18 protein-coding genes and 1 pseudogene are annotated in these 20,786 nt (G+C 67.2%); 3 read left to right on the top strand and 16 right to left on the bottom strand.

The genetic code is table 11. From position 1 onward, the window contains the following. The first annotated feature begins 74 nt into the window (after positions 1 to 74). Both B4I46_RS25050 and B4I46_RS25045 read left to right on the top strand, forming a co-directional pair. Positions 75 to 1,910: a flavin monoamine oxidase family protein gene (locus tag B4I46_RS25050; protein ID WP_286902288.1), complete on the top strand. Its 1,836-nt coding sequence runs from the start codon at positions 75 to 77 to the stop codon at positions 1,908 to 1,910. A 218-nt stretch (positions 1,911 to 2,128) separates the two neighbouring features. After that, a complete protein-coding gene (locus B4I46_RS25045; RefSeq protein ID WP_054916121.1) occupies positions 2,129 to 3,136 on the top strand; it encodes an Ldh family oxidoreductase in 1,008 nt (335 codons plus the stop codon). Positions 3,137 to 3,251: 115 nt separating this feature from the next. On the opposite strand, the gene B4I46_RS25040 is transcribed toward B4I46_RS25045, so the two are convergent. The 16 genes and pseudogenes from B4I46_RS25040 to B4I46_RS24965 all read right to left on the bottom strand — a co-directional run bounded on the left by B4I46_RS25040 (position 3,252) and on the right by B4I46_RS24965 (position 19,699). Further along, the gene (locus tag B4I46_RS25040; protein WP_286902287.1) at positions 3,252 to 4,832 is read right to left on the bottom strand and encodes an aldehyde dehydrogenase (NADP(+)); all 1,581 of its coding nucleotides are present in this window, start codon (positions 4,830 to 4,832) and stop codon (positions 3,252 to 3,254) included. Positions 4,833 to 4,859: 27 nt separating this feature from the next. Beyond that, positions 4,860 to 6,251, bottom strand: coding sequence for a fosfomycin efflux MFS transporter AbaF (gene abaF / locus B4I46_RS25035; RefSeq protein WP_054916119.1), 1,392 nt, complete (start codon positions 6,249 to 6,251; stop codon positions 4,860 to 4,862). An 81-nt stretch (positions 6,252 to 6,332) separates the two neighbouring features. Then, complete coding sequence (locus B4I46_RS25030; RefSeq protein WP_043861054.1) at positions 6,333 to 7,250, bottom strand: dihydrodipicolinate synthase family protein; 918 nt, start codon at positions 7,248 to 7,250, stop codon at positions 6,333 to 6,335. 124 nt (positions 7,251 to 7,374) lie between these two features. After that, complete coding sequence (locus B4I46_RS25025) at positions 7,375 to 8,403, bottom strand: trans-3-hydroxy-L-proline dehydratase (RefSeq protein WP_054916117.1); 1,029 nt, start codon at positions 8,401 to 8,403, stop codon at positions 7,375 to 7,377. 116 nt (positions 8,404 to 8,519) lie between these two features. After that, entirely contained in the window at positions 8,520 to 9,242 is a 723-nt protein-coding gene (locus tag B4I46_RS25020; RefSeq protein ID WP_286902286.1) for an amino acid ABC transporter ATP-binding protein, read from the bottom strand. Further along, the gene (locus B4I46_RS25015; protein ID WP_043861057.1) at positions 9,235 to 9,885 is read right to left on the bottom strand and encodes an amino acid ABC transporter permease; all 651 of its coding nucleotides are present in this window, start codon (positions 9,883 to 9,885) and stop codon (positions 9,235 to 9,237) included. The genes B4I46_RS25020 and B4I46_RS25015 overlap by 8 nt, the downstream gene beginning before the upstream one ends. Before the next feature lie 10 nt (positions 9,886 to 9,895). Further along, the gene (locus B4I46_RS25010) at positions 9,896 to 10,561 is read right to left on the bottom strand and encodes an amino acid ABC transporter permease (RefSeq protein WP_043861058.1); all 666 of its coding nucleotides are present in this window, start codon (positions 10,559 to 10,561) and stop codon (positions 9,896 to 9,898) included. Further along, on the bottom strand, positions 10,554 to 12,335 hold the full coding sequence (locus tag B4I46_RS25005; protein ID WP_078480793.1) for an aconitase X: 1,782 nt from the start codon (positions 12,333 to 12,335) through the stop codon (positions 10,554 to 10,556). Before B4I46_RS25005 ends, B4I46_RS25010 begins: the two co-directional genes overlap by 8 nt. Before the next feature lie 10 nt (positions 12,336 to 12,345). Next, complete coding sequence (locus B4I46_RS25000; protein ID WP_043861060.1) at positions 12,346 to 13,164, bottom strand: transporter substrate-binding domain-containing protein; 819 nt, start codon at positions 13,162 to 13,164, stop codon at positions 12,346 to 12,348. Between the two features lie 248 nt (positions 13,165 to 13,412). Continuing rightward, positions 13,413 to 14,162 carry an AraC family transcriptional regulator gene (locus B4I46_RS24995; protein ID WP_043861061.1) on the bottom strand — a complete coding sequence of 250 codons (750 nt, stop codon included), beginning with the start codon at positions 14,160 to 14,162 and terminating at the stop codon, positions 13,413 to 13,415. 74 nt (positions 14,163 to 14,236) lie between these two features. Next, positions 14,237 to 15,552: pseudogene (locus B4I46_RS24990) on the bottom strand (FAD-dependent oxidoreductase). Further along, a complete protein-coding gene (locus tag B4I46_RS24985) occupies positions 15,549 to 15,785 on the bottom strand; it encodes a 2Fe-2S iron-sulfur cluster-binding protein (protein WP_043861063.1) in 237 nt (78 codons plus the stop codon). The pseudogene B4I46_RS24990 and the gene B4I46_RS24985 overlap by 4 nt, the downstream one beginning before the upstream one ends. Further along, a complete protein-coding gene (locus B4I46_RS24980) occupies positions 15,778 to 16,893 on the bottom strand; it encodes an NAD(P)/FAD-dependent oxidoreductase (protein WP_286902284.1) in 1,116 nt (371 codons plus the stop codon). Before B4I46_RS24980 ends, B4I46_RS24985 begins: the two co-directional genes overlap by 8 nt. Next, on the bottom strand, positions 16,890 to 17,822 hold the full coding sequence (locus B4I46_RS24975; RefSeq protein WP_054916112.1) for a 4-hydroxyproline epimerase: 933 nt from the start codon (positions 17,820 to 17,822) through the stop codon (positions 16,890 to 16,892). Before B4I46_RS24975 ends, B4I46_RS24980 begins: the two co-directional genes overlap by 4 nt. A gap of 152 nt (positions 17,823 to 17,974) precedes the next feature. Beyond that, positions 17,975 to 18,679 (bottom strand): GntR family transcriptional regulator, encoded by a 705-nt coding sequence (locus B4I46_RS24970; protein ID WP_043861088.1) that lies wholly within the window; start codon positions 18,677 to 18,679, stop codon positions 17,975 to 17,977. Positions 18,680 to 18,721: 42 nt separating this feature from the next. Then, on the bottom strand, positions 18,722 to 19,699 hold the full coding sequence (locus B4I46_RS24965; protein ID WP_286902283.1) for a LysR family transcriptional regulator: 978 nt from the start codon (positions 19,697 to 19,699) through the stop codon (positions 18,722 to 18,724). Between the two features lie 113 nt (positions 19,700 to 19,812). On the opposite strand from B4I46_RS24965, the gene B4I46_RS24960 reads away from it, so the two are divergent. Further along, a complete protein-coding gene (locus B4I46_RS24960; RefSeq protein WP_210014002.1) occupies positions 19,813 to 20,700 on the top strand; it encodes an SDR family oxidoreductase in 888 nt (295 codons plus the stop codon). Positions 20,701 to 20,786: the final 86 nt, after the last annotated feature.

Here is a 20,786-nt window from a genome sequence, read left to right as displayed (position 1 = left end):
TCTGAAAGAAGTCACATCGCTGGCAGTCTTTGTGACCTCAACGGAAGAACCCGACTACCTCAGGAGCCACTGCCATGTCCGCCATCCCTTCGCGCAGCCCCCGCAGGACGCCACTTGCCCGCAACAAGGACGTGACCGCGCTGGTCCCGGACTTCCCGTTCCACTACGCCGACTACCTCGCCGCCGCCCGTGCCGCCGGCCAGCCGCTGTGCCGCGTGCCGCCCGAGTGCTGGGGCCGCAAGGTGCTGGTGGTCGGCGCCGGTATCGCCGGCCTGGTGGCGGCCTACGAACTGCTGAAGATGGGCCTGCACCCGGTGGTGCTGGAGGCCGGCGAGCGCATCGGCGGGCGGCTGTATTCCAGGGTCATGGGCGACCCCGGCGCCGAGGTGATCTGCGAGCTGGGCGCCATGCGCTTTCCGGTATCCGGCAAGGCGCTGTTCCACTACTTCGACAAGGTGGGCATGACCGCGCAGTCGGCGGACTTTCCCAACCCCGGCACAGCGGCCGCAGTCAGCACCGTGGTCGACTACCAGGGCCGCGTTAAGTACTACGAGCACGACAGCCCGGTGTTCCCCGTGCCACCGGAGTACCTGCAGCTCGAAGAGCAGTTCTTCGACACCTTTCTGGCGGGCGCGCCGTTCCACTTCCATGAACTGGAAACCGCCATGACCGAAGGCAGCATCGACCAGAAAGCCATCAAGCGCCTGTGGAATGCCATCGTCCACTGCGGCGCCGGCCGCAGCTGGGACGACGTCAGCTTCTATCAGGCCCTGCTGCAGGAGTCGGGGTGGAGCCGCGAGCAGATCAACCTGTTCGGCCAGATCGGCTTCGGCACCGGTGGCTGGAACACCGACTACCCCAACAGCATTCTCGAAGTGCTGCGGGTGCTGTACACCGGGCTGGATGCCAGCCACCGGCTCATGTACCAGGGCGCCGAGGCACTGCCCAGGGCGCTGTGGACGCAATCGCCCACTGCGTTGGGCGACCCCTGCGCCAACGGCCAGGGCGACAGCAGCGTCGAGTCGATGACCCGCCAGGTATTCGCCGAGCCGTTCAACCAGGAGGTCCGGCATATCAGCCCGCTGGCGAACGGTGAGTTCTCGGTACTGGTCCACGACCTCAAGCGCGATACCAGCGCCTGGCTGACCATCGGCCACGTGGTCTACACCCCGCACCTGCGGGTGCTCGACAAGCTGCGCGCCAGCGGCAACGTGCAGCAACTGAAGGCCATGGACGCGCTGCTGCCCAGCGCGACCTGGGAGGCCGTCAAATACACCCACTACATGCAGGCGGCAAAGATCTTCGCGGCCACCCGGCGGCCCTTCTGGCACGAACGACCGGGGCCGATGCAGGAACGCACGCTGAGCGTGACGCTGTCCGATGGCCTCACCCGTGGCACCTACCTGGTCGATTACGCGCAGGCGCCAAGCGGCTACCGCGGCAGCGGCATCTTCCTGTCGTACACCTGGAACGACGATGCGCTGAAGTTCCTGGGCGACCGCGCCAGGCCGGCGCCGCAGCATGCCCAGCTGTGCACCACGTTGCTGCAGGCCATCTACCCCAACGTGGACCTCGCCGCGCACTACAGTGCCAGCAACACCTTCGTCGAGTTCAACTGGGAGGACCAGCCGCACTACCTGGGCGCCTTCAAGATGAACCTGCCCGGGCAGTACGCCTACCAGCGCAGGCTCTTCGCGCAGTTCATGACCGGGGTGGGCAGCGCCACGCCCTACGGCTTCGTGCTGGCCGGCGACGACGTGTCCTGGACCGGTGGCTGGGCCGAGGGCGCGGTCACCAGCGCACTCAATGCGGTGAACAAGATTGCCGTGTGCCTGGGCGGCGCGAGCGACCCGAGCAACCCCGGCCCGGTTGAATCCTGGGCCGACCTGCAACCGGTCGAACTGCGCTGAAGCTATCCACAAAAAAAGTGGGTAGCTCTGTGGATAAAGCGCTACACGCTGCGTACCACAAGGGCTGCGTCAGTTTGATTACAAACTGAACAGCTTCCCTGGGTGTGCGTGGGGGGCTGTTGGCCACTGTGCCAAGTTCGTCATGCCCGTGGTCCGAATCGATCAAGCCCGGCCCCGGTCGATGGGGCACGATGGACGGTCTGTCCAAGGAGCTGACCATGATTCGACTGACCCTTACCCAAGCCCATGAACTGGCAGAGTCGATCCTGCTGCACAACGGTTTCAACGCGGCGCACGCCGCAGCCGTGACGGCCACGGTGGTCGCCGGGGAGCGCGATGGCTGCGCCTCCCATGGGCTGTACCGGGTGATCGGCTGTGTGAACTCGCTCAAGGCCGGCAAGGTGTCGGCGGCGGCCGAGCCGCAGGTGATCGACCAGGCGCCCTCGATCGTGCGTGTGGATGCTGCTGGCGGCTTCTCGCAGTTGGCGTTCCAGGCCGGCTTGCCGATGCTGCAGGCCAAGGCCCGCAGCAACGGTATCGCGGCCCTGGCCATCAACCACTGCGTGCACTTTTCGGCGTTGTGGGTCGAGATCGAACAACTGACCGAGGCCGGCCTGGTGGCGCTGGCGTGCAACCCCAGCCATGCCTGGGTGGCGCCGGCCGGGGGCAGCCAGCCGGTATTTGGCACCAACCCCATCGCGTTCGGCTGGCCGCGTGCGGGCGCCAACCCGTTCGTGTTCGACTTTGCCACCAGCGCGATTGCGCGCGGCGACATCGAGCTGCATCGGCGCGCCGGCAAGGCCATCCCCGAAGGCTGGGGCGTGGATGCCCAGGGGCAACCGAGCACCGACCCGAACGTGGTGCTCGACAGTGGCGCCATGCTGACCTTTGGCGGGCACAAGGGCTCGGCGCTGGCGGCGATGGTCGAGCTGATTGCCGGGCCGCTGATCGGCGACCTGACCAGTGCCGAGTCGCTGGCCTATGACGCGGGCAGCAAGTCCTCGCCGTACCATGGCGAGCTGATTCTCGCGCTGGACCCGCAGCGGTTTCTGGGGGCGGGCGCCGAGGCGCACCTGGCGCGGGCGGAGGCGGTGTTTGCGGGCATCGAGGGGCAGGGTGCGCGGCTGCCGTCACAGCGCCGCTTCGAGGCGCGCAAGCGCAGCCTGGAGGAGGGCGTGCAGATCCCCGAGGCGCTGTACAACGACCTCAAGGCATTGCTGAACTGAAACCCCATCGCGGGCCAAGCCCGCTCCCACAGGGTCTCCACTGACCATGAACACAGTGGTGTACCTGTGGGAGCGGGCTTGACCCGCGATGGGCTGCAAAGCAGCCCCAAATCAGTCAGAGCGGTTCGCGACTGCTACAACCCTCCACCAACCGCACAATCCCCAACGGGTTGCCATCCTGCAACGCCGCCGGCAGCAGATCATCCGGGCAGTTCTGGTAACACACCGGCCGCAGGAACCGATCGATCGCCAGGCTCCCCACCGATGTCCCCCGCGCATCCGAGGTGGCCGGGTAGGGCCCGCCATGCACCATCGCATCGCACACTTCAACACCGGTCGGGTAGCCGTTGAACAGCACCCGCCCAACCTTCTGCTCCAGCAGCGGCAGCACCTGGGCAAACTGCGCCAGGTCGTCGGCTTCTGCAATCAGGGTGGCGGTCAACTGCCCATGCAGGCTCGCCAGCGCGCTGTGCAACTGGTCCGCATCGGCCACTTCCACCACCACCGTGGTCGGCCCGAACACCTCCTCCTGCAACAGCGCATCACCGGCGAGCAGCAAGCTCACATCTGCCTTGAACAGTTGCGGCTGCGCCTGGTTGCCCTGTTGTTCACGGCCCGCCAGGTGGCTCACCCCAGAGTGCGCCTGCAACGCCTGCACGCCCCTGGCATAACTGCGCAGGGTGCCGGCATTGAGCATGGTCTGCGCTGGCTGCTCGCCTAGCGTCGCCGCCAAGTGCGCAACAAACGCCGAAAACTGCGGCGAGCGCAGCCCGATCACCAGCCCGGGGTTGGTACAGAACTGCCCGCAGCCCATCACCACCGACGCCGCCAGCTCCGTGGCGATTTTCTCGCTGCGCACCTGCAGCGCCTGCGGCAGCACCAGCACCGGGTTGATGCTGCTCATTTCGGCAAACACCGGGATCGGCTGCGCCCGCGCCGCCGCCATGTCGCACAGCGCGCGCCCGCCCTTGAGCGAGCCGGTAAAGCCCACGGCCTGGATCGCCGGGTGCTTGACCAGCGCCTCGCCCACCCCGGCGCCGTAGATCATGTTGAACACGCCCTCGGGCATGCCGGTGCGCTCGGCGGCGCGAATGATCGCGTTGGCCACGTGCTCGGCCGTGGCCATGTGCCCGCTGTGGGCCTTGAACACCACCGGGCAGCCGGCCGCTAGCGCCGCTGCGGTATCGCCCCCGGCGGTGGAGAACGCCAGCGGAAAGTTGCTGGCGCCGAACACCGCTACCGGCCCCACGCCGATACGGTACTGGCGCAGGTCCACCCGTGGCAGCGGCTGGCGCTCGGGCAATGCGCGGTCGATGCGTGCACCGTAGAAGTCGCCCCGGCGCAGCACCTGGGCAAACAGGCGCATCTGCCCGCTGGTGCGGCCGCGCTCGCCCTTGATCCGTGCCGTGGGCAAGGCCGTTTCGCGGGTTACCAGCGCGACGAAGTCATCGTCCAGCGCGTCCAGCTGCTCGGCTATGGCCTCCAGAAACTCCGCCCGGCGCCCGGCCGGCAGGTTGCGAAACGTCGGGTAGGCCGCCGCTGCGGCGCGGGCGGCAGCGTCCACTTCCTCGGCGGTGGCCTGGGTGAAACGGTACGGCAGGGCGTCGCCGGTGGTGGCGTCATGGCTGTGCAGGGTGATGCTGCCGGCGGCGCTGCGCGCACCGCCGATGTAGTTGTGGCCGATGATCTCGGTCATGCAGACCTCCTGTTGAAAGGGTTGGGCTCAGGCCAGCGAGTTGCCGCGAGCGCTGGCGGTGTCGGTGCTGGCGGCAACCCGCTCGGCCGACTCGGCGTCGACCAGGTGCAGCGACTTGCCACGGGTTTCACGGGTCAGGCCGACGGCGACGATGGAGATCGCCGCGGCGCCCACCAGGTACCAGGCAATCGGCGTCGAGCTGTTGTACTTGTTGAGCAGGGTGATGGCGATCAGCGGTGCCAGGGAGCCGGCGAAAATCGGCGCCACCTGATAGCACAGCGACAAGGCGGTGTAGCGCACATGGGTGGGGAACATCTCGGCCATCAGCGCCGAGTAGGGCGCATAGGTCATCGACTCGATGGCCAGGCCCAGGGTGATCGCCGCCATGATCAGCCAGTTGTTGCCGGTGTCCATCATCGGGAAGCCGACGAAGCCCCAGAACGCGGTCAGCACCGCACCGGTCAGGTACACCGGCTTGCGCCCCACCAGGTCGGACAGGTAGCCCATCAGCGGGATCAGGAAGAAGTGCAGCAGGTGCGCGCCGAACATCAGCAGCAGAATCTGCGAGGTGTCCTTGTGCACCACCAGCTTGAGGTAGGTGATCGAGAAGGTCACCACGGTGTAGTACAGGATGTTCTCGGCAAACCGCGCACCGATGCCCACCAGTACCGAACGCCAGTGATGGCGCAGCACTTCCACCACACCCAGCTGCTGCACCTTGTGCTGCGCCTGGCGGGCCTGGGCCTGCTTGAAGATCGGGGCATCATCCACGCTGGTGCGGATCCAGTAGCCGATCAGCACCACCAGTGCCGACAGCCAGAACGCCACGCGCCAGCCCCAGGCCAGGAACTGCTCCTCGCTCAGGGTGCTCGACAGCGCCAGCAGCGCCACCGTGGCCAGCAGGTTGCCCGCCGGTACGCCGGCCTGCGGCCAGCTGGCCCAGAAGCCGCGACGGTTGTCCGGGCAGTGCTCGGACACCAGCAGGATCGCGCCGCCCCATTCGCCGCCAAAGGCGAACCCCTGGATCAGGCGCAGCAGCACCAGCAGGATGGGCGCGGCGTAGCCGATGCTGTCGAAACCGGGCAGGCAGCCCATCAGAAAGGTGGTGATGCCGACCACCACCAGGCTCAGTTGCAGCAGGCGCTTGCGCCCGAACTTGTCGCCATAGTGGCCGAACACCAGGCCGCCCAGCGGGCGGGCCAGAAAACCTACGGCGTAAAGGGCGAAGGCGGCGATGATGCCGTCGATGGGGCTGTCGGTCTGGCGAAAGAACAACTGGCCGAACACCAGTGCCGAGGCCGTACCGTAGAGAAAGAATTCATACCATTCGGCGACGGTACCGGCCATGGCGGCCGCTACCACACGCTTGAGGCCCGCCGGGGCGGTGGTTGCGCGGGGAGAGGGGTGTGCAGTGCTCATGCTGGCGTTTCCTGTGCAGGCGCAAGACAGAAAAACAGGCGCGCCGGGTGGGCCCCGCAGAGAGGCCCGCCCGGCACTCACTCAGAGGCCGACATCCGGCAGTTCAGGGCGGTTGGCCAGGGCCTTGGCCATGATCTGCTCGACGAACTCGCGGTCGTCCTTTGGCAGGGCCAGGCGCGGTGGACGGGTCAGCGCGCTGCCGCGACCGGCAATGGCTTCACACAGCTTGATGCACTGCACCAGGTCGGCGCGGGCATCCAGGTGCAGGATCGGCATCAGCCACTCGTAGATCGGCATGGCCTCGGCAAAGCGTCCGGCCTTGGCCAGGCGGAAGATCGTCTCGCCCTCCTTGGGGAACACGTTGGACATGCCCGACACCCAGCCCTCGGCGCCCACCGCGATGCTTTCGAGCACCACGTCGTCGAGGCCGGCGAACAGCACGAAGCGGTCACCCACCTCGTTGCGCACGTCGATGAAACGACGGGTGTCGCCGGAGGAATCCTTGAAGCACACCACGTTGTCGCAGTCGGCCAGGGAAATCAGGATGTCCGGGGTCACGTCGTTTTTGTAGATCGGCGGGTTGTTGTAGACCATCAGCGGCACGTCGGCATGCTTGGCCACGTAACGGTAGTGCTCGGCGGTCTCGAACGGCTTGGAGCCGTACACCAGTGCCGGCATCAGCATCACCCCGTCCACGCCCACCTTGCGCACCGCGTTGGCCACCTTGGCGGCCTGCACGCTGGTGAACTCGGCCACGCCGCAGATCACCGGCACACGCCCACGCGAGGCATCCACCGCCACTTCGGTCACGGCAATCTTTTCTTCGGCCGTCAGCGAGGTGTTCTCGCCCACCGAGCCGCACACCACCAGGCCCGACACGCCGTCGCGGATCACGTTGGAAATCACCTGGTGGGTTTTTTCCAGGTTGATGGAGAAGTCGTCGTTGAATTGGGTGGTGACCGCAGGGAACACGCCACTCCAGTTGATGCGCTTGCTCATTGGTTGTCTCCGGTGGTTGTTAGTATTTCGTATACGATATTTTATGTGTGTGGAGCAGACCAGCGTTATTTCGGGGTTTTTGCTGGTCTTTTTGCTTAGGGTTTGTGAATCAAGGGCTTAGCGATCAGGCGCCGGGCCAGGTGTCCGACAGTCGGTAGCCTTGTGGCCACGGGTCGGCGGGGTCGAGCAGCAACTGATGGGTACCGGTGATCCAGGCACGCCCCGAAATGCACGGGTAGATGGCGGCGCGGCCGGCCACTTCGGTCAGCGAATCGATGCGACAGTGGAACTCCGAGCCCAGGATCGAGCGGCCGATGAAGCGTTCGCCCACCTGCATCAGGCCCTTGGCCTGCAACACTGCCATGCGCGCCGAACAGCCGGTGCCGGTGGGGGAGCGGTCGATCTTGCCGGGCTGGATTACCACCGCGTTGGCACCGGTGGCCACGCCATTCTCCATCACGATGGGCGCGGCGATCTGGCAGAACGAGATATGCGACCAGCCGGGGTTGAGTGGGTGCACAAAACCCAGTTGTTCGTTGGCGGCGCGGGTGATCTTCAGGCCCACCTCCACCAGGTCGGCGGCCTCGTCGGGGCGAATGGCAAAGCCCAGGCGCTGGGCATCGACAATCGCGAAACTGTCGCCGCCATAGGCGGTGTCGACCTGCAGCGAGCCCACGCCCTCGACCTCGATCCAGGCGTCCAGGCGGTCGGCGAAGGAGGGCACGTTCCTGACCTCCACGCGCTGCACCTTGCCGTCACGGCATTCGGCCACGGCCTCGATCAGGCCGCCGGGGGCTTCGAGCACCAGGCGGGTCTGCGGCTCGGTCATCGGCAGGATGCCGCTGTCGAGCAGCACCGTGGCCACGCACAGCGAGTTGGAGCCGGACATCGGCGGGGTGTCGGCCGGCTCCATGATGATCCAGCCCATCTGCGCGGCCGGGTTCTTGGGCGGCACCAGCAGGTTGACGTGGCGGAACACGCCGCCACGCGGTTCGTTGAGCACGAAATTGCGCAGGGTGTCGTCCTGCGCGATCCAGCGCGACTGTTCCCACAGGGTGTCGCCCGGTGGCGGCGCGACGCCACCGACAATCACATCGCCGACCTCGCCTTCGGCGTGGCAGCTGACTACATGAATCACCTTTGATGAACGCATTGCCTGGCTCCTGATTGATTGGGGCTGCTGCGCAGCCCATCGCGGGTCAAGCCCGCTCCCACAGGGTATGGGCTGATCTGTGTGGGAGCGGGCTTGACCCGCGATGAGGCCCCTGGTTACTTCACTGACTTGAGAAACGCCGCCGTCTCCGGCTGCTGCGGGTTGCCGATCACCTGGTCCGGCGAGCCGATCTCGTGCACCAGCCCGTTGCGAAAGAACGCCACCCGGTCCGACACATCCCGCGCAAAGCGGATCTCGTGGGTCACCAGCACCATGGTCATGCCGTCTTCGGCAAGCATGCGCATGGTGTCCAGCACTTCGCCCACCAGTTGCGGATCGAGCGCCGAGGTGGCCTCGTCGAACAGCATGTAGTCCGGCGACATCGCCAGCGCCCGGGCAATCGCCATGCGCTGCTGCTGGCCACCGGACAACTTGCCGGGGAAGGTCTTGAACTTGTCGCCCAGCCCCACGTGGGTCAGCTGCTGGATCGCCAGTGCCTCGGCTTCCTCGCGGCTCTTGCCCAGTACCTTGCGCGGCGCCAGCATCACGTTCTCCAGCACCGTCAGGTGCGGGAAGGCATTCCACTGCTGGAACACGATGCCGATCTTCTGGCGCAGGCGGTTGAGGTCGGTGGCGCGGTTGTGCACTTCGATGCCATCCACGCAAATGCTGCCCTTCTGGATCGGCTCCAGGCCGTTGATGCACATCAGCAGGGTCGACTTGCCCGAGCCCGAACCGCCGATGATCGACACCACCTCGCCCTTGTTCACCGTCAGGCTCACGCCCTTGACCACTTCCAGGTCGCCGAAGGATTTGTGTACGTTGTCGATCTCAATCATTTTCTTGCCACCTTCTTTCCAGTCGGGCGCCCAGGCGTGCGACCACCAGGCTCATGACGTAATAGATGAGGCCCGCGATGCACAGCACCAGCAGGGGTTCCTGAATCCGTGTGACGATGGTCTGGGAGGCGCGCAGCAATTCGACGATGCCGATCCACATCACCAGCGCGGTGTCCTTCATCACGCTCAGCACCAGGTTCAGCCAGCCCGGAAAGGCCACCCGCGAGGCCATCGGCAGCACGATCCAGCGCAGGTCCTGCAGGTAGCTCAGGCCCAGCGACCGGCTGGCCCGGCGCACGCTGGGCGGTACCGCCAGCACACCGCTGCGCACGATCTCGGTGAAGTACGCCGCGGCGTACACCCCCAGCACGATGCAGCCCACGCTGAAGGCGCTGATGTTCAGGCCCACGATGCTCTTGAACGAGTTGAACAGCACGAACTGGATCAGCAGCGGCACGCTGCGAAACACATCCAGCACCCAGGCCAGCGGCAGGCTGGCGCGTGGCAGCAGCGCACGCAGCAGGCCGAACACCAGCCCGGCCACCGAGCCCAGCATGATCGACCAGAAGGTCAGCTGCAGGGTGACCCAGGCCCCGTCGAGCAGGAACAGCATGTCGTTCCAGGTAAAGCTTGTAGAAAACATGGACAGCTCCTCAGTAACGGAACAGCCGCCAGGCCATCAGCCGGGCCACCGCGACGATCAGCTTGGCGATCAGGTAATACAGCACCGCTGCAATGGCGAAGTACTCGAAGGTGCGGAAGGTCTTGACGTTGTAGTCCTGGGTCACGCCGGTGAGGTCGTTGTTGAGCCCCACGATCACCCCCAGCGAGGTCATCAGCACCGCCCACACCATCTGGTTGCTCAAGGGGTAGAACACCACCCGCAGCAGCTGCGGCACGATGATCATGCGGTAGGCCTGGAACGCGCTCATGCCCAGCGAGCGTGCCGCGCGCATCTGCGTGGTCGGCACTGCCTTGAGCCCGCCGCGAAAGTTCTCCGCCAGGTACCCGGCGTTGTTGAAGGTGATGCCGGCCAGCAGCGCGAACCACGAACTCACGTGCAGCCCCAGCGAGCCAAGCCCGAAGTACAGGATGTAGATCTGGAACAGCGAAGGGGTGTTGCGCGCAATCGATACCCAGGCATTGCCGATGCCGCGCAACACCGGCTGCTGCGCTTCACGCATCACGGTCAAGGCCAGGGCGATCAGCACGCCGAAGATCATCGACAGCGCGGCGGTCTCGAAGGTGACCCAGGCGCCGGCCAGCATGTCGGGCAGGGCGCGCAGGGCCGAGCGCCATTGGAAGGTGTAGTCAAACATGCGCGGGGCTCTCCTGTGGGGCGGCCGGTTGCAGCCAGGCCGGCAGGCGACCGCTGGCGCTGCCGGTGCAGGCGGCCTCGACGCACTCGCCAAGGCTGGCGAAATGCACCGCCCGGCCCGCCAGCCCGGGGGCGTAATGGGCGTATTTGCCCGAGTTGGTCATCAGTGTGCGGGCGGCGGGCGGGATCACCGGCTCGCCGAGCATGCACCAGCAGGTGTCGGTCACCAGCACCGCGCCGAAGGCTTCGATCGGGGCAAGGTGGCCGGCGTCACGGGCCTGCTCCAGCACCGCACGGCCGCAGGTGATCACCAGGCTGACCGCCGGGTTGCGTGTGCGCCCGCGGCACAGCTGTGCCAGGTGCGCGAACTCGCCCAGGGAGAAGTGCGGGTTGCCCAGCGACACCAGGTCCACCTGGCTGTCACGGGCACTGTTCAGCTCGCGCCAGCTCACCAGCAGGTCGGCCAGGGCAATGCGTTTTACCGGCAGCACCTCGCCCGCGCTGACCGCCTGGGCCGGGTCCAGCGCTTCGGGGGTGACCCCGGCGATATGGAACAGCGGCGCCGCCGAGGTGGTGGCGAACGCGGCGCCGAAGGCCTTGAGGTCGTCGTGGGTCGGGGCAAAACGCTCCAGCCCTGTCACCAGCGGGATCCGGCTGCCGACCATGGCGCCGATGTGATAGCCCAGCAGCGGGTAGAACGCATCGTCCAGGTGGGTCAGCGCCGGCAGGTCGATCTGCACCCGCGCCTTGCGCTGGGCCTCCAGGTGGCAGCCGATCAGCGGCGCGCGGCCGGTCAGGGCGATGCAGATATCCAGGTAGTCGGGGTACTTCAGGGTACGCGCGCCGAGCACGCTGTTGGCGTACACCACGGCGTTGGACTCGGCCCACACGATCTGCTCGCCGAGCTTCGGCGCGCTGTCGAGCAGGTAGGGGGCGCAGGTAAAACTCATCTGCGCGCCCATCGCCATGTAGGCATCGCCCAGCGCACTGGCAGGTTCGCCCAGCGCCGCGTCGATACCCAGTTCGCGCCAGCGGCGCTGGTCCACGGAAATCGAGTTGAGGGTGGTCGGCACCCGCACCCTGGCGCCCCACTGCACCAGCTGCTGCGCAAAGCGCAGGCTGGCGGGTCCGGTGTAGATGCAGCCGTCGATATGCGCCTGGCTGATGTCCACCAGGCTGTGTGCGCCCTGCAGCTCGGCCATGCGCAGCACGATCTGCATCGCCACCTGCGCGGCCTTGCCCAGGTCGCCCGCGAGCAAGGCCTGGTCGTGGTCGGTAAGGGTGAGGGTGGTCGGGCGCGTCGCCGCCGGCGGGCTGGCGGGGGCTGCCGGCAGCGCCTCGGCGGGGGCCTGGTCGAACAGCACCAGGCGCTCGCCCTGCACCTGCGCGAAGGCCTTGCCGCGCAGGGCGGCAAAGGCCTGCTGGCCGATGCACAGCACCGGCAGCGAGCGCCCGAACAGCAACTGCGCCACCAGCACGCCCAGGGTCAGGATCTCATCCGGCTCGGCCAGCACCAGTGCCGCCGGTGCATGGCCGTTGCTGATCAGCTCCATCATCACACTGCTGCCGGTACACGAGCCGCGCCCGCTGGGAATGGCCAGCACGCGGCCGGCCAGGTGTGCGCCGCTGAGCGGGTGATGGCGGTCGATGACCTCGCCGCTGAAGGCGTCGACACCGCCCCAGAAACTCAGGCCGATGTCGGCGAACAGCAACTCGCCACTGGCCGCGCCATCGACCAGGCTACGCCCGTTCAGGGCAGTGGAAGGGCTGGGCATGCCGGGCACCTCAGTAGTAGACCTTCGGCACGGTCAGGTCGGTCGGCGGGATATCGGTGCCTACCCATTTGACGAACAGCTCGTTGTAGCGGCCGCTACGTACCTGCTGGTTGACGAACAGGTTGAGGTAGTTGAGCAGGCCGTACTCGTTGCGCTTGGCCCCCAGCGACACGTAGTCGATCACGTAGGGTGCGTTGCCGGCGATCTTCAGGTTCTTGTACTTGCCCGACTTGAGCGTGGCGGCGGCCACGGTGTTGGTCACCACGGTGGCATCGATGTGCCCCTGGGCCACGGCCAGGATGGTGTCGTTCTGCGACTGGTAGGCGCGGAAACTGCCGCTGCCCCACTGTTTCACGTCCTTCTCCAGTGCGATGGCTTCATAGGTGCCGCTGGTGTTGCCCAGGGCCTTGCCCTTGATGTCGTCGAAGCTGTTGATGCCGGTGTTGTCGCGGGTCAGCACGACCATCTGGAAGGCAAAGTAGGGCACCGTGAGGCCGACCGTCTTGGCTCGCTCCAGGGTGTCGGAGGTGGACGCCACGATCACGTCGGCCCGCCCCGAGACCAGCGCCGGGATACGGTCCGGGAACGGCGTCTCGACGATCTCGGCATCTACCCCGAGGACCTTCGCCAGGTCGTTGCAGTAGTCGACGTCGAAGCCGGCCGGCTTGTTGGCGTCGTCGCGAAAGCCCATGGGCGGGAAGTCCAGGGTCACGGCGCAGCGCAGCTTGCCGGAGCCGATGATGTCATCGAGCTTGTCGGCCTGGGCGGTGGCGATGAAGGAGGTACTGAGCACAGCGCTGAGAGCTACAACAAAAGCGGGGTTTTTCATGGAAGCCTCGTTTGTCGGAAGGTGCTGGTAGCGGGCGTATTGTGAATTTCGTATACGATATTTTTATAGCAATGCGCGTGCCTGTTTTTGCCCGGGCGATGCAATTGCTGTGCGGCCCTTGAGCCAGAGGACTTGCGTTGAATCCGGCAGGGCAGGCGGGCGGTGCGCAGGAAACGCTGCCCGGTGCCGGCGGTGTTACATATGGGAGCAGTGGGTGCGGCGGCGCACCCTAAAGGAACACACCGCGTCTAGCGACGGGTATCGCGGTACTGGCTTGGCGACAGGCTGGTGAGGGCGCGGAACTGGCGGCTGAACGCGCTGTGGTCGGTGTAGCCGCAGCGCAGGGCGATCTCGGTGATCGGCAGGTCGCTGTGGTGCAGCAGTCGCGAGGCTTCTTCAAGGCGCACCTTGTGGATCATCTGGCGCGGGGTGAGCTGGAACACACGCTTGCAGTTGCGCTCCAGCTGCGCGGCAGACAACCCGGCAATCGCGGTCAGCTCGGCCAGGCTCACGGGCCGTGCGAAGTGCTCGCGAATGTGCGCATCCACCGCCGCCAGGCGATCGAAGCCGGGGTGGCTGGCCTGGGGCGCCTGCAGGTCGCGGGAGATGCCGGCCAGGCCGACGATCTGGCCCTGGGTGTCGAACAGTGCCAGCTTGTGGGTCAGGCACCACACCGGCTGGTTGCCGAAGTACAGGTGCAGTTCGAGCTGGTCGGCCAGCTCGCGGCCGCTGTCGAGCACGCGGCGGTCCTGCGCGGTGTACAGCGGGCCGAAGCGCTCGGGGAACACGCTGTCGGCGGTCAGCCCCAGCAGCTCGTGGCTGTGCCTGAAGCCGCAGCGCCGCGCCAGGGTGTGGTTGACGAAGGCGTAGCGGGCCTGGGTGTCCTTGATGAAGAACACCACGTCGCTCAGCGTATCGAGCAGCGGCGCGATCGGCTGCAGGCTGCTCAGCAGGCTGGGCAGGTCGCAGGGCTGGAAGCTGTTGAGCGATACGTACATGGCGCTGGCGGTCTGGTGGGCACCTTCGGGATCATAGAGATCCGGCGCCCGCCTCGAAAGCCCCGGGGTGCGTTTCATGCGGGCGGGGTGTCGTCCAGGCACAGCAGGGTCTCGATGCGCGCCGGGCTGAACGGCGGGCGCGGCGCCGAGGGCTGCCAGCCGAACAGGTGCTGCGCTGCGGCGCCGCACACCCGGCCCTGGCAGGCGCCCATGCCGCAGCGACTGCTCAGCTTGGCCTCGCGCCAGTCACGCTGGCCGGCGAGCTTGCTGTAGGGCACGTCCTCGCAGCGGCATACCAGGGTGTCGGGGCGGGCCAGTTGCTTGAGCTGCGGGGCAAGGGCGAAGGCGTGGTTGAGCGCCTTGGCGAAGCCCTGCCAGCGCGCTCGCTGCGGCCAGTGGCGGGGGGGGGCCCCGGGGGGGGCCCCCGCCCCCCCCCCCCCCCCCCCCACCCCCACCCCACCCCCCCCCCCNNGCGGTCGCCCACGGCCGCCAGCCCGGCAATGGTGCCTTCCACCAGCGCCAGTTCGCTGCCCCCAAAACCGGTGCATTCCCCGGCCGCGAACAGGCCCGGCTCACTGGTGGCCTGCCACGCATCCACGGCCAGCGCCTGGCCATGGAGTGTGCAGCCCAGGGCCTGGCCGAGCTGGCTGTTGGGAATCAGGCCGAAGCCGCAGGCCAGGCGCTCGCAGGCCAGCTCGACCAGCTTGCCGTGCTGGCGCAGGCGCACGCCTTCGAGGCGCTCGGTGCCGAGTGCCTCCACCACATGGCTGTCGGTGCGGTAGTGGCGGTCGAACAGGCCGAACGCTTGCAGCAGCTTGTTTGGCCAGCGCGGCAGTTGTGCGGCAAAACCCGCCACCGCGCCGCGGGTTGCCTGTTCGGCAACGCCTACCACCTGCGCGCCGTTGTGCCGCGCCGTGGCAGCGCTGGCCAGCAGCAGCGGGCCACTGCCGGCGATCACCACGCGCTGGTCGCGTACCGGCAGGCCGCCCTTGATCAGTGCCTGCAGGCCACCGGCACCGGTCACGCCGGGCAGGGTCCAGCCGGGGAAGGGCAGCAGCAGTTCGCGTGCGCCGGTGCACAGGATCAGCGTGTCGTAGTCGATCACCCAGCCGCGCTCGGCGTCTTCCACCAGCAACTGGCGCGGGCCGGTGGCGGCGATCACGCGGGTCTGCGGGTGGTGCTGCACATTGTTCAAGGCGCCCACGTGCTCGCGCAGGCGCTGTGCCTGCGTCGGCACGCTGGCCTGCGGGCCGTCGCGCCAGATCTGCCCGCCGGGCCAGGGGTTGTCGTCCAGCAGCACGATGCGTGCACCGCTGGGGGCAGCGGCCAGTGCGGCATTGAGGCCGGCCGGGCCGGCGCCGATGATCAGTACGTCGGCATGGGCGCTCATGCGCGGGTCTCCACCTGCATGCCGTCGCGGCACAGGGTCTGGCAGGCCAGGCGGCGCCGGCCGTCGATGCTCACCCGGCATTCCTGGCAGATGCCCATGCCGCACAGCGGTGCGCGGCGCTGGCCGCTCACCGAGGTACGCGTGCAGCCGTCGCCAGCCAGGGCCAGTGCAGCGGCCACGCTGGTGCCTTCGGCCACGCGCAGGGCACGTCCGTCCAGGGTCAGTTCAGGCATGGGTCGGTTCTCCGAGAAAACGCTGTGGCAGGTAGGCCTGTGCGGCCAGGGGCGGGTGTTCGTCGAACAGTTGCGCCACCAGCAGGTCGGCGGTGGCCGGGGCCGTGGTCACGCCCAGTCCTTCATGCCCCACCGCCAGCCACAGGCCGGGGCGTTGCGGGTGCTGGCCCACCAGCGGCAGGCCGTCGGGGCTGGCGGCGCGAAAGCCGGTCCAGGCGCGAATCGCATTGAGCTGGGCCAGCGCCGGCACGTATTCGGTGGCGCGCTTGAGCATCCTGGCAAGCATCCAGCCTTCCACCTGCGGGTCGGTGGTGCCGAACTGGCGTGAGGCACCAATGAACAGCTGGCCGGTAGTGCGCGGCTGGATATTGCACGCGGCCGACGGGCCGCTGGCGTTGTGCGCACTGGTCACGTAGCCCAGTTCCACCAGGGTGTGGGTGACCTGGCCGGGGTAGCGGTCGGTGATCAGCAGGTGGCCCTTCTTGGGTTGTATCGGCAGTTCGGGGCACAGTTCGGTGGCCTGGATACCGTTGGCCAGCACCACGGCCGTGGCGGCCAGCCACTGGCCGTCGTCCAGGCGCACGCGGGCGCCATCCACCTCGGCGACCCGTGCCTGGCGCTGGCGAATGCGCGGCTGGTCGAGCATCCAGCGTGCGGTGGCCGGGGCATACAGAATGCCGTCGTCCTCGATCAGCAGGCCGCCCTCCAGCCCTTCGCGCAGCAACGGTTCGCGTTCGCGCAATCGAGGTGCGCCGACCAGCTGGCAGATCACCCCATGGGCGCGCAGGTTGGCATGCTTGTGTTCGGCCACGGCCATTTCTTCAGCGTTGGCGGCCAGCCACAGGGTGCCGTTGCTGCGGTAGGCGCAGCCTTCGGGCAGGTTGCGCGCAATGTCGCGCCAGCGTTGCAGCGAGTATTGGCTCAGGGCCAGTTCGGCGGGGTTGTCGTCCAGCACCAGCAGGTGGCCCATGCCGGCGGCGGTGGCGCCGGGCAGTCCGGCATCCAGCACCAGCACGTCGAGGCCGCGCCGGGCCAGGGCCTGGGCGCAGGCCGCGCCGATGATGCCGGCGCCCACCACGATCACATCGGCGGCCAGGCCCTGGGTCACAGGCGGATGCCCCAGGCGAACGGGTCGTCCTGCTCGATGATCAGCGTGGCTTCGGCGCTGATATGCGCGCGGCCGCGAATGGTCGGCACGATGCGATCGCCGGCGGTTTCGAACGAGCCTTCGAACTGGCTGCCGATCACGCTGGCCTGGCGCCAGATCTGGCCCGGTTGCAGCTTGCCGTCGGCGGCCAGGCACGCCAGCTTGGCGCTGGTGCCGGTGCCGCAGGGCGAGCGATCATAGGCCTTGCCGGGGCACAGCACGAAGTTGCGGCTGTCGGCGTCGGGGTCGTCGGCGAACAGCTCGACGTGATCGATCAGGCCGCCGTCCTCGCCGCGCAGGCCCTGATCTTCCAGGGCCTGCTGCACGGCCACGGTGTAGGCGGTGAGCGCGTCGAGGTTGTCGCCGCTGATACGCAGGCCGTGCTCGGCCACCAGGAAGAACCAGTTGCCGCCCCAGGCGATATCGCCGGTCACTTCGCCGATGCCGGGCACCTGCACGCTGACGGCGTGGCGATAGCGGTAGGCGGGTACATTGCGCACGCTGACCGAGTGGTCGTCGTGCAGGGTGGCTTGCACGTTGCCCACGGGGGTTTCGAGGGTGTGGGTGCCGGGGCCGATCCTGCCCAGGTGGGCCAGCGAGATCACCAGGCCGATGGTGCCGTGGCCGCACATGCCCAGGTAGCCGGTGTTGTTGAAGAAGATCACCCCGGCGCAGGCGCTGGGGTCGACCGGTTCGCAGAGCAGTGCGCCCACCAGCACATCATTGCCGCGGGGTTCGAGCATGCAGGCGGCGCGCCACTGATCGTGGTGTTCGGCCAGCTGTTGCCTGCGTTCGGCCATGCTGCCGTGGCCCAGGTCGGGGAAGCCTGCGGTGACCAGGCGCGTGGGTTCGCCGCCGGTGTGGGAGTCGATCACGGTGATGCGTTTCATGGGGCGCGTCCGTTGGGGGTATGGACGCAAGGGTGGCGGTTGGTGGGGGGTGGCGTCTTGATGGAATTGCGCGGTGTGGATGACGAAATCGGCATAGGGCCATGACATGTCCGAACTGTTGCAACGCGCCATGGCCTGGGGGTTTTGAGAGATCAGCCTTGTTGGCCCGGCTCCAGACTGGGGTGGGGCTTGGCCATCGGCAAGTGCTCCAGCAAGGTCTCGCACACCCCCGCAATATGCTCATCCAGCAAGCCCACCGCGCGCTCCACATCACCCGCCCGGCATGCATCGAGGATCTCGCGGTGTTCGTGGTCGGCACGCTCCTTGCCCGCCGACAGGCTCATCTGCATGCGCAGGTACCGCTCCAGCTTGTCGTTCACCGAACGGATCATGCTCACCAGAAACGGTCGCTGCGCCGGCTCGTACAGGCACGCATGCAACTCCCAGTTCAACTGCGCCCAGCGCCCCACGTCGTTCTCGCCAATGAACTCCTGGCAGATGCGCTCGGCCTGTTCGAACGTGGCCTCGGTCATGTTCGGGATGGCCAGGCGCAACACCTTGTCCTCCAGCAACATGCGCACCTCGAACATCTGCGCCAACTCGAAATCCGACAAGCGCGTGACCATCGCCCCACGGTTGCGCTGGAACATCACCAGCCCCTCGGCCTCAAGCCGCTTGAGCGCCTCGCGCACCGGGATCTTGCTGACGTTGAACTGGCGCGCGATGTCGTCCTGGCGAATCGGCTCGTCTTCGTCGAAGTGCCCGGCCACGATGGCATCGCGCAGGTGCCGGGTGATGATCTCGGACGTGGAGGGCGTGTTGCCCAGGTCCGGCGCGTTGAGTTTGGGTAGGTTCACGGTGGCAATCATTCGAGGGGATTTAGGGATATGGTATACGAATTATCTGGAAACGTTCGCCCGGGAGCGCGACGCGTTGCCACACGATGACGGCGACGGCGGCTCGAAACCGTCCCCCGACAGGCACTGGCGCAGGTGCGTCAGCAGCGTCGCGACCTTGGGCTGCGCCTGCCGGCTCTTGAGCCACGCCAGGTGAATCGGCAGGCCGTCGGTGGCCAGCGGCGCCAGCACCTGTACCAGGCTGCCGTCTTCCAGCTGACGGCGAATCAGCCAGGTCGGCAGCTGTGCGATGCCATGCCCGGCCAGCACTGCGGCCACCTGGTCCTCGGCATCGCCCACCGCCATGCGTGCCGGCATGATCCGACGCTCGGTATGCCCGGGGCGGGCGGTAGGGAAGTGCCACGGGCCGACCATGCCGTCATTGAGCCCGTACACGATGCAGCTGTGGCGTTCCAGTTCGAGTTCGTTGCCGGGCTCGCCATGACGCTCCAGGTACGCGGGGGCGGCGCAGAACACCACGCGCTGCGAGCCCAGGTAATGGTGCCCCACCGCCGCCGGCCAGCTTTGCGGCCCGCCGATGCGCACGAACAGGTCGATGCCGGCCTCGACCGGGTCCACGAAGCGGTCGGAGAAGGTCACGTGCGGCATCAGCAGCGCATGCTCGCGCACGCAGGCCAGAATCGCCGGCAGCCCGTGCAGGCGCCCGAAGGCCGCCGGCAGGTCGATGCGTACCCGGCCGCGTGGCTCGGCGTCTTGGGTGCTCAGCGCCAGCTCCGCCTCTTCCAGCTCGGCCAGCACGCCGGTGCAGGTGCGATAGAACGCCGCCCCGGCTTCGGTCAGCGCCACGCGCCGTGTTGTGCGTGCCAACAGGCGCGTGTGCAGCCGCGCCTCGAGCCGCGCGACGCTCTTGCTGACTGCCGAGCCGGTCAGGTTAAGGCGCTCGGCCGCGGCCTTGAAGCTGCCCAGGTCGGCCACGCAGACGAACACGTCGATGCCCTTGAGGCGTTCCGAAGAATACATGTGCCCACCCCATTGATGAATTGCAGTCACTTTACCCGGTAAAACATATCGCCAATACGCCGTTTGTTCCCGAGTAGCCTGATTCAACCACTACTGCACAACAGGTTGCGACCATGCACGACACCAAGCCCACCGTCCTCATCACCGGCGCCACCGGCCAGATCGGCGGCGACACCCTGCGCTTTCTGCAAGGCGACGACACCATCGAACTGGTGGCCGCTGTGCGTTCGCCGGCCAAGGCGCAGCCCTTCCAGGCCCGTGGCATCCGCACGGTGATCATGGACTTCGACCACGAGCACACCCTGGCGCCGGCCCTGCAGGGCGTCGACCGGGTGCTGCTGGTGACCGGCTACAGCGTCGACATGCTGCGCCAGAGCAAGGCCTTTCTCGACCGCGCACGCCACGCCGGGGTGCAGCACGTGGTGCACCTGGGGGCCTGTGGCGACGACGACGCCACCATCGGCCACTGGGCCTGGCACCAGTTCGTGGAGCGCTATGTGCAATGGTGCGGCTTCAGCTTCACCCACCTGCGCCCGGAGTGCTTCATGCAGAACCTGCTCAGCTACGACGGCACCCAGGCCGTGCGCAACGGCGTGATCGAACAGTACACCGGCCACACGCGGTTCAGCTGGGTCGACGGCGAAGACGTGGCGCGGGTGGCGGCGCAGGCCCTGCTGCACCCGCAGCGCCATGCCGGGCAGACCTACCGCCTGGGCTACGACGTGAAGTCCTACGACGAGGTGGCACAGGTGATGAGCGAGGTACTCGGCCAGCCGTTTCGCTATGACGCGCAATCACCCGACGTGTTTCTCGAAAACATGCGCGCCGCCGGCGCCGAGATGGCCTACATGAGCTGCGTGCACGACAACTTCACGCGCATGGCCGCCGGCACCATCCCCGGGGTCGACCAGGTGTTCGACAACTTCCAGGCCATCACCGGCCGCGAGCCGGTGCGCTGGGTGGATTTCGTGCGCAAGCACCGGGCTGCATTCGCCTACTGAACGAATACATGTCTGAATCTTTTTGTAAGAGGTAAATGACATATTAGAAGCGGGTCAATCTTCATTTTAAAATACAATAGTGTATG

This window comes from Pseudomonas sp. UBA7500 (genome assembly GCF_002478435.1).
Classification (GTDB): domain Bacteria; phylum Pseudomonadota; class Gammaproteobacteria; order Pseudomonadales; family Pseudomonadaceae; genus Aquipseudomonas; species Aquipseudomonas palmensis.
The sequence above is the reverse complement of the archived record's forward strand: the minus strand, read 5'-3'. Positions and strand labels throughout refer to the sequence as shown.